Origin of the sequence: Coprococcus intestinihominis, assembly GCF_040096555.1 — a bacterium.
GTDB lineage: Bacteria > Bacillota > Clostridia > Lachnospirales > Lachnospiraceae > Coprococcus_A > Coprococcus_A intestinihominis.
Map to the genome: position 1 here is coordinate 1 of NZ_JBBMEK010000130.1, position 8735 is coordinate 8735.

At 46.8% G+C, this 8735-nt stretch carries 7 protein-coding genes; all 7 read left to right on the top strand.

All coding sequences use genetic code 11. The features are described 5' to 3' along the window. The coding region (locus WMO25_RS10575) for a 5'-nucleotidase C-terminal domain-containing protein (RefSeq protein WP_349085303.1) at nt 1–1184 on the top strand (1184 nt) is incomplete at its 5' end. A gap of 54 nt (nt 1185–1238) precedes the next feature. Further along, nucleotides 1239–2210 (top strand): ketopantoate reductase family protein, encoded by a 972-nt coding sequence (locus WMO25_RS10580; RefSeq protein ID WP_349085305.1) that lies wholly within the window; start codon nt 1239–1241, stop codon nt 2208–2210. Between the two features lie 20 nt (nt 2211–2230). Then, nucleotides 2231–3043, top strand: a complete 813-nt coding sequence (locus WMO25_RS10585; RefSeq protein ID WP_349085306.1) for a hypothetical protein — start codon at nt 2231–2233, stop codon at nt 3041–3043. Nucleotides 3044–3113: 70 nt separating this feature from the next. Beyond that, complete coding sequence (locus tag WMO25_RS10590; RefSeq protein ID WP_349085307.1) at nt 3114–4493, top strand: aldehyde dehydrogenase; 1380 nt, start codon at nt 3114–3116, stop codon at nt 4491–4493. A gap of 139 nt (nt 4494–4632) precedes the next feature. Next, nucleotides 4633–5826, top strand: coding sequence for a pyridoxal phosphate-dependent aminotransferase (locus WMO25_RS10595; RefSeq protein ID WP_349085309.1), 1194 nt, complete (start codon nt 4633–4635; stop codon nt 5824–5826). Nucleotides 5827–5843: 17 nt separating this feature from the next. After that, the gene (hisC, locus tag WMO25_RS10600; RefSeq protein ID WP_349085312.1) at nt 5844–6902 is read left to right on the top strand and encodes a histidinol-phosphate transaminase; all 1059 of its coding nucleotides are present in this window, start codon (nt 5844–5846) and stop codon (nt 6900–6902) included. Between the two features lie 32 nt (nt 6903–6934). Then, the coding region (locus tag WMO25_RS10605; RefSeq protein ID WP_349085311.1) for an ATP-dependent DNA helicase at nt 6935–8735 on the top strand (1801 nt) is incomplete at its 3' end.

Below are 8735 nucleotides of genomic sequence, written 5' to 3' on the forward strand. Positions count from 1 at the left end.
ATGAAATCCTCGCAAAAGCAGTGCCGGATATAGATCTGATCATCAGTGGACATTCGCATACGGAGCTGAAAACAGCCATTTGCCATGGCGATACATACGTTGTTTCCTGTGGTGAATACGGAAGAAATCTCGGTTCCCTGTCGATGACACAGAAAGCGGACGGCCGATGGGAGCTGACAGATTATACGTTGATTCCGGTGTCTTCGGATGTTGAGCCGGATCAGGCAACGCAGGAAAGAATCAATGCATTAATGGATACGGTGGATACGAACTACCTTGCTGATTTTGGTTATACAAGAGAAGAAGTGCTTGCAGAGAATGCGGTGGAATTCAACAGTCTGGATGAAATGGGGACAAAGCATGAGGAGCTGAATCTCGGTGATATCATGTCCGATGCGTATATTTATGCTGTCGAAAATTCAGAGTATTTTGATGGCGATCCGGTAGATGTAGCCGTTGTTCCAAGTGGTACGGTGCGAGACACTTATACAAAGGGCAACCTGACAGTTGAAGATATTTTCAATTCATTTTCATTAGGTATCGGCAAAGACGGTGTACCCGGATATCCGCTGATTGACGCTTATCTGACGGGAAAAGAGCTGAGACTGGCAGCAGAAGTGGATGCTTCCGTTTCTGATTTTATGACAACAGCGCGGTTATATTGCAGTGGTTTGAATTTTACTTACAATCCGAATCGAATGATTTTAAATAAAGTGACGGACTGTTATCTGACGCGCAAAGACGGGGAAAGAATCGAAATCCAGGATGATCAGCTGTATCATGTTGTGACAGATTTATATACCGGACAAATGCTTGGATCCGTCATGGATCTGTCGTACGGGTTATTGTCGCTTCAGCCAAAGGACAAGGATGGTCATCCGATTGAAAATCTGGAAGATTACGCAATTATGGAAGGTGACAGAGAGTTAAAGGCCTGGGACGCGATTGCCAGATATATGCAGTCTTTTGATGATACGGATGGGGATGGCATTGCCAATGTACCTGAGTATTATGCGGCGATACACGGGCGTAAGGTGGTGGATGACAGTAAAAATATCATAGATCTTGTGAAGCATCCGAACAAGTTCTCTGCGATCATTATCATGATCTGTCTGATTGTTGTTGTCATCATTGTGCTTGTGATCGTTCTAATCCGAAAGCTGGTTCGGAAAGCCAGAAAGTAACATAATATCAAAGAGACGACATCCATATGAAGTGACAGGAGGGTAAAGAAAAATATGATTATTTCAAATCAACAGGACAATGAGATGGAGCATTTAAATAAAAGGATTCAGACAGTGGCTGTTCTTGGTGCCGGTGCAGTGGGCTGCTATTTAATTGCGGGCCTTGCGCCAAAGCTTGGTGAAAACCTCTGGATTATCGCAGAAGGCAGCAGAAAAGAGCGGCTGAAAAAGGAAGGTCTGACAATCAACGATCGTCAGCTGTCACTTTGCGTAAAAACACCTCAGGAGGCTAAAGGTGCCGATCTTCTGATTGTAGCTGTCAAATACGGCAGTCTTGAAGGAAGTCTGGATGCCATTGAACAGATCGTTGATGATGAGACGATCGTGATGAGTGTGATGAACGGTGTTGACAGTGAAGAAATCATTGGTCACCGGATCGGCATGCAGCATATGATGTATTCGATGATCAAAATCGCATCCGAGCGCACCGGCCATTGCGTCCGTTTTAATCCGGAAGTGACGGAGGGGGTTTATTTTGGGGAGGCGGACGGCAGCCTGTCGTGGCGTGTTGCGGCAATCGAGAATCTTTTCAATGATTCCGGTGTGCGATTCCATATTTCAGAAGATATCCTCAAAAAAATATGGGCGAAATATGCCCTGAATATCAGTATGAATCTGCCGCAGGCTATCATTGGATGCGGTCTGGGCGGTTACAGAGACAGTGCGTATGTGATGGATATCAGTACAAAATTAAAGGACGAGGTAGTGGCAGTGGCACTGGCCGTCGGCATCGATATCCGGGAGGAAAAGGCGGCGAGCTTTGACGGCAGGACGGTTTCGCCGAAAGCCCGCTTCTCAACACTTCAGGATCTGGATGCAAAGCGGCATACAGAAGTGGATATGTTTTCGGGAGTGCTCGTCCGACTTGGAAAGCAGTTGGGAATTCCGACGCCATACAATGCATTGGCACTGGATATCATCAAGGCACTTGAAGAAAAAAATGACGGCAGGTTTGATTATCAATAACCCGGGGAGGAAATAGAAAAATGAAAAAGAGAGTAATAACAGGGATAATGACAGCATTGGTGATAGTAAGTCTGGCAGGCTGTGGTGCAGGTCAGAAGGAGACCGTGGAAAGTACGGCACCGGCAACAATGACAGAAACAGTTGCGGCCTCTCAGGTGGAGACAGCTGAAGTGGCCGAGACAGAGACGACGGTGCAGGCAGACCGTGCATCAAGAATCAAAGCCTATCAGGCAGCATTGGAAAATATTTATCAGAATCGTATTTTGCCGGACGGATCAGAATTGAGAGATGACATCAGTGGTGAGATGTCAGGCAACAAATTTGCTGTTTACGATGTTGATCATGACGGCAGAGAAGAGCTTGTTTTCTGCTATACGGCAACAAGCATGGCGTCAATGACAGCGAAGATTTATGATTACGATGAAGCAAGCGGTGAATTGTATGAGGAACTTTCGCAGTTCCCGATGCTGACATTTTATGACAATGCAACGATCGGAGCCGGTATTTCACATAATCAGGGCTATGCCGGTGAGTTCTGGCCGTATACGTTTTATACTTATGATGCGGCCAATGACAGCTACCGGGCCGAGTACTTTGTCGATGCCTGGGACAAATCTTTATCTGATGTCAATTATAACGGGGAAGCCTTCCCGGATGATGCAGACAAAGACGGTGATGGCATTGTGTATTACCTGGAGGCACCGGATGGCAGTGAAACCGGTGAGCCGCTCGACAGGGATGCTTTTGATCAATGGGTCAGTGAGAATGTCGGTAAGGAAGAAAACATTCCGTTTCAGGATTTGACAGAGGATGCAATCCGTCAGATTCAGTAAAAAAGAATGAAACATACATGCGCTGAGCGTGTTTTTACAGAAACAGAGGTGCGTAAGGGGGGAATTTGGGATGGAGCAGAGAGAAATCAGAAAATTGGTCAATAGACAACGCAGGTTTTTTTATACAGGAAAAACGCAGCATATGGCATTTCGTGAGATGGCGCTTAGACGGCTGCAGATCAGCATTATGGCACATGAGGATGAGATTAATCGGGCACTCAGACTGGATCTCGGTAAAAGCGCATCGGAAGCGTATATGTGTGAAACCGGCATGGTGCTGGCAGAGATCAGCTATATGCTCAAGCATATGCGGCAGTTTGGCAAGAATCAGACTGTGCGGACACCGCTGGCCCAGTTCGCGTCCAGAAGCTTCAGAAAGCCGTCGCCATATGGGGTGACGCTGATCATGAGTCCGTGGAATTATCCGTTTCTTCTGACGATGGAGCCACTTGTGGATGCGCTGGCAGCTGGCAATACAGCGATTGTCAAACCGAGTGCCTACTCGCCTTTTACGAGTGAGATCATGGCGAAGATCATATCGGAATGTCTGCCTCAAAAATACGTTGTGGTTGTGAACGGCGGACGTAAAGAGAATCAGTGGCTGTTAAAGGAAAAGTTTGATTATATCTTTTTTACGGGCAGTCAGGCAGTAGGTAAAGAAGTGATGGCACATGCGGCGAAGCATCTGACACCGGTGACATTGGAGCTCGGAGGCAAAAGCCCGTGTATCGTTGACGAGACAGCCAATATAAAGCTGGCGGCCAGACGTATTGTCTTTGGCAAATATCTGAACTGCGGTCAGACCTGTGTGGCACCGGATTATGTGTACTGCGCGGCTTCGGTTAAGGATGCACTTGTTGACGAGATGAAGAAACAGATCAGGAAGCAGTTTGGAGACGATCCGCTGGCGAATGCCGATTACGGCCGCATTGTCAATGAGAAGCATTTCAGACGTCTGATTGGACTGATCGATCCGACGAAGGTTGTCGCAGGCGGCGAGTGTGATAGCACACTCCTTCAGATTGCACCGACGATCATGGATCAAGTGACATTTGAAGATGCCGTGATGCAGGAAGAAATATTCGGACCGATTCTGCCGGTGATGACGTTCCATTCACTGGATGCGGTGATCAGCCAGACCAATCGCAGAGAGCATCCGCTCGCCTTGTATATGTTTACGGAGAGCAAGGCCAATGCCGATCGTGTGATGACAAATTGCGGCTTTGGCGGTGGCTGTATCAATGATACGGTGATTCACCTGGCGACAAGTGAGATGGGCTTCGGCGGTTTTGGGGAGAGCGGCATGGGGTCTTACCATGGCAAGACCGGTTTCGATACGTTCAGTCATTATAAGAGCATTGTCGACAAGAAGACATGGATGGATCTTCCGATGCGCTATCAGCCGTATAACAAAGTCTTTGATTTCCTGATCCGACTGTTTATGCATTGATGGCTGCGTTGAAACCGGATTTTCAAAAGAGATAGACTTGTACTTATGCATATTATTTGATATGATAAAAGACGATTTAATTTAGTTGTGCGCCGAATTAAAGTGGTGGCGGCAACAAGACTGGATGGAGGAAATTATCATGGTTATTGCAAAAAGAATGGAGCCGCTTGTTGCAGGAAGCTCTATTATCCGTAAATTATTCGAAGAAGGCAAGGAAATGGCCAAAAAGGTGGGCACTGAGAATGTCTATGATTACAGCCTGGGCAATCCAAGTGTTCCGGCACCGGACGCTGTCAAATCGTCGATTATCAAAATCCTGGATACAGAGGATCCGCTTTTTGTGCATGGCTATATGAGCAATTCCGGCTACGAGGAAGTCAGACAGGCTGTGGCGGACAATCTGAATGAGCGTTTCCAGTGGCAATATAAAATGGAAGATATCATTATGACAGTCGGCGCTGCTTCCGGTATCAATGATATTCTGAATCTTTTTCTGGACAGCGGTGATGAAGTGGTCGTCTTTGCACCTTTCTTTGGCGAATACAGGAACTATGTCATCACCGCAGGTGGTGTTTTAAAGGCAGTGCCGGCAGACACAGAGACCTTCCAGATTAATATTGACGGATTGGATGCAGTGATCACGGAGAAGACGAAGCTGATTATTGTCAATAATCCGAATAATCCAACCGGCGTCATCTATTCAGGAGACACTCTGGATCAGCTTCAGAAGGAACTGGAGCGGGCCGAAGCGCGCATCGGGCATCCGCTGTATGTGATTTCAGATGAACCATACAGAGAGCTTGTTTATGATGATAACGAGCTGCCGTTTATGCCGGCCCATGTCAAAAACTGTCTGATTGTTTACTCTTTTAGCAAATCACTTTCTCTTCCGGGAGAGCGTATTGGCTATATCGCTGTTTCACCGAAGATGGATTATTATGAAGAAGTAAAAGCCGGACTGATTACAACGAACAGAATCGGTAGCGTGAATGCCCCATCCCTGATGCAGCTTGTCATCAAAGAGTGCCTGAATGAGCGCCCTCAGATTGAAGTTTACGATCAGAACAGAAAGATGCTCTATGAGCATCTGACAGCGCTTGGCTTTGAATGTCTGAAGCCACAGGGGGCCTTTTATCTTTTTGTGAAATCACCGATTGAAGATTATGCCGCTTTTGTAGAAGAAGGCAAGAAACAGCATATTCTGATGGTGGATGCCTCAAGTTTTGGATGCCCGGGCTATGTGCGTCTGGCTTATTGTGTATCCCCTGAGATGATCAAGCGTTCTTTCCCGGCTTTTGAGAGACTGGCAGAAGCATGCAAGGCAATGAGATAGAGGAAGAGGTGACCGAGATGAAAGCATGGCAGGATAAAATTCGTTCAGTTGTACCCTATACACCGGGAGAACAGCCGAACAGACCGAATATGATCAAACTGAACACGAATGAGAATCCATACCCTCCGGCACCGGGTGTGCGGGATGTATTGGATCATTTTGATGAAGACAGATTGAGACTTTACCCAGATCCGACAGCGGGAACTCTGGTGGGCGCACTGGCAGATTATTATCATGTAGGAAAAGACCAGGTATTTACCGGTGTGGGCTCTGATGATGTGCTGGCCATTGCCTTTATGACATTTTTTAATTCAGATAAGCCGATCTTTTTCCCGGATATTACTTATTCTTTTTATCCGGTATGGGCGGATCTTTTTAAAGTGCCGTATGAGACAAAGCCACTGAAAGAGGATTTTTCCATCTGTCCGCAGGATTATTATCCGGCCAACGGCGGTGTGATTTTCCCGAATCCGAATGCACCGACCTCCCACTATGAGGACTTATCTGTGATCCGAGAGATTCTGGACCACAATCAGGATGTGATTGTCATTGTTGATGAAGCATATATAGATTTTGCCGGCGAAAGTGCCCTGAGTCTGTTGGATGACTACGAAAATCTGCTGATCGTGCAGACATTTTCAAAGTCACGTTCCATGGCGGGAATGAGAATCGGTTATGCCATCGGTCATCCTGAGCTGATCAAGGCCATGAATGATGTAAAGTACTCCTTCAATTCCTATACAATGAGTCAAACTGCACTGGCTCTCGGTGTAGAAGCTGTCAGAGATGATGTTTACTTCAAAGCATGCACTGCGAAGATCAGAGCAACCAGGGAAAAAGCCAAACAGGCATTTACAGATCTTGGATTTACTTATCCGGAACCGGGTGCCAACTTTATTTTCGTCACTCATCCGGACTATCCGGCCAAAGAACTCTTTGCAGCCCTTCGCGAAAAAGATATCTATGTCCGCTACTTCGATAAACCTCGCATCAACAATTACCTGCGAGTCACCATTGGAACTGATGAACAGATGGAAGCATTATTTGCGTTCCTAAAGGAATATATGAATCGATAAATTAAATGTAGCGTCTAAAAAGGAGAAACAAAATGTCACAAAAAACAGTCACCGTTTCCGTTCGCCGGCTTGTGGAGTTTATTCTCAGATCGGGAGACATTGATACCGTTTCCGGCGCGTTTGGAGAAATGGATGCAATGCAGCAGGGTGGCCTGATGCATCGAAAACTTCAAAAAGAGGCCGGGCCTTCTTACAGGGCAGAGGTGTCTCTGAAGCATACGACAGAAATGGATGAGACGCTGGCGATTACTGTTGAGGGACGTGCCGATGGTGTCATAACAGAAACTGAGATGGCAGCGGATGAAAGCGGCGAGCTGGGACTGAAAGAAGTTGTGACAATTGATGAGATCAAAGGTACTTATAGAAATTTAAGGTATATCACAGAGCCTGTGTCCGTCCATCTGGCACAGGCAAAGTGCTATGCCTTTTTTTATGCAGAAAAAGAGGATTTAGAGGAAATACAGGTCCAGATGACGTATGTGCATTTGAAGACGGGAAAAGTTCAGCGATTCAAGGAAAAAATGACACGAAATGAGCTGGAAGTATGGTATACTGAACTGATAGACAGATTTGCGGTCTGGGTGCGTCATCAGATAGCCTGGATTAAAAAAAGAAATCTTTCTATTGGTGCCGGCAGTTTTCCTTTTGAGTACAGAGAGAGTCAGAAAAAGCTCGTCTCAGGCGTTTATCAGACGATTCTGAGACATCGGCGGCTTTTTGTAGAAGCACCGACAGGTACCGGCAAGACGATTTCTGCCATTTATCCGGCTGTTCAGGCGATGGGAAATGGGTTGTCAGAGACAATTTTCTATTTGACGGCGAGGACTATTGCCAGGACTGTTGCGGAAGATACATTCGGACTTCTTCAGGATAAGGGACTTGCCATGAAGGTGATCACCCTGACGGCAAAGGAGAAAATCTGCGTGCTGGATAAAGTTCAGTGCAGTCCGGAGTACTGTCCAAGGGCAAAGGGGCATTATGACAGAATTAATGAAGCCCTTTATGATCTGGTCACCCATGAAGACCGGATGACCAGGGAGTGCATCCTGGCTTATGCCGACAAACATCAGGTTTGTCCCTTTGAGCTTCAGTTGGATGCGGCTTTATTCGCGGATGCGGTCATTGGTGATTATAATTATGTGTTTGACCCGAATGTGGCGCTCAAACGTTTTTTCAGTGACAGAAGCGGGGACTATCTTTTTCTGATCGATGAGGCACACAATCTGGTGGATCGTGCCAGGGAAATGTACAGTGCCGTGATGTCAATGACTGAATTGACCCATGCCCGTCACGCAGTGGAAGATAAAGCTGTGGACCGGCGACTGGTCACTTATATGGATCGTTCGATATTGGCCATGTCTGCGCTTCGGGAGTCTTCAGACGAGTCCTGCCAGCTGATGGGGAATATCGGCAGTCTGATCGTTTACCTGACGAAGCTCAGTGAGCAGCTGGAGGAAACACTGAAGGAGGGCGTTACTGCGCCACTCAGGGAAGTTCTGATGGAATTTTACTTTGACATTCGACGCTTTATATGTGCCTTTGACCGGTCGGATGACCGCTATTTGATCTATGCGCTTCGAAGTGAGGACAGCTTTGAAATCAAGATTTTTTGTGTGGATCCTTCCAAAGATCTGGGAGAACGTCTGGCAAAGGGATGCGGAGCCGTATTTTTCTCTGCAACGCTTCTCCCGGTGCAGTACTACAAGGAAATGCTCAGTGATACAGCAGCATCGGATTACGATCTTTATGTGGATTCACCTTTTGCGGAGGGAAACCGTCTGCTTGTAGCGGCAACAGATGTAAGCAGCCGCTATACAAGGCGGGGTAGAAAAG

Coding starts and splice junctions, on each gene's coding strand:
- WMO25_RS10595 (WP_349085309.1), top strand. CDS start 4,633: ATGGTTATTGCAAAAAGAATGGAGCCGCTTGTTGCAGGAAGCTCTATT.
- hisC (WP_349085312.1), top strand. CDS start 5,844: ATGAAAGCATGGCAGGATAAAATTCGTTCAGTTGTACCCTATACACCG.
- WMO25_RS10580 (WP_349085305.1), top strand. CDS start 1,239: ATGATTATTTCAAATCAACAGGACAATGAGATGGAGCATTTAAATAAA.
- WMO25_RS10585 (WP_349085306.1), top strand. CDS start 2,231: ATGAAAAAGAGAGTAATAACAGGGATAATGACAGCATTGGTGATAGTA.
- WMO25_RS10590 (WP_349085307.1), top strand. CDS start 3,114: ATGGAGCAGAGAGAAATCAGAAAATTGGTCAATAGACAACGCAGGTTT.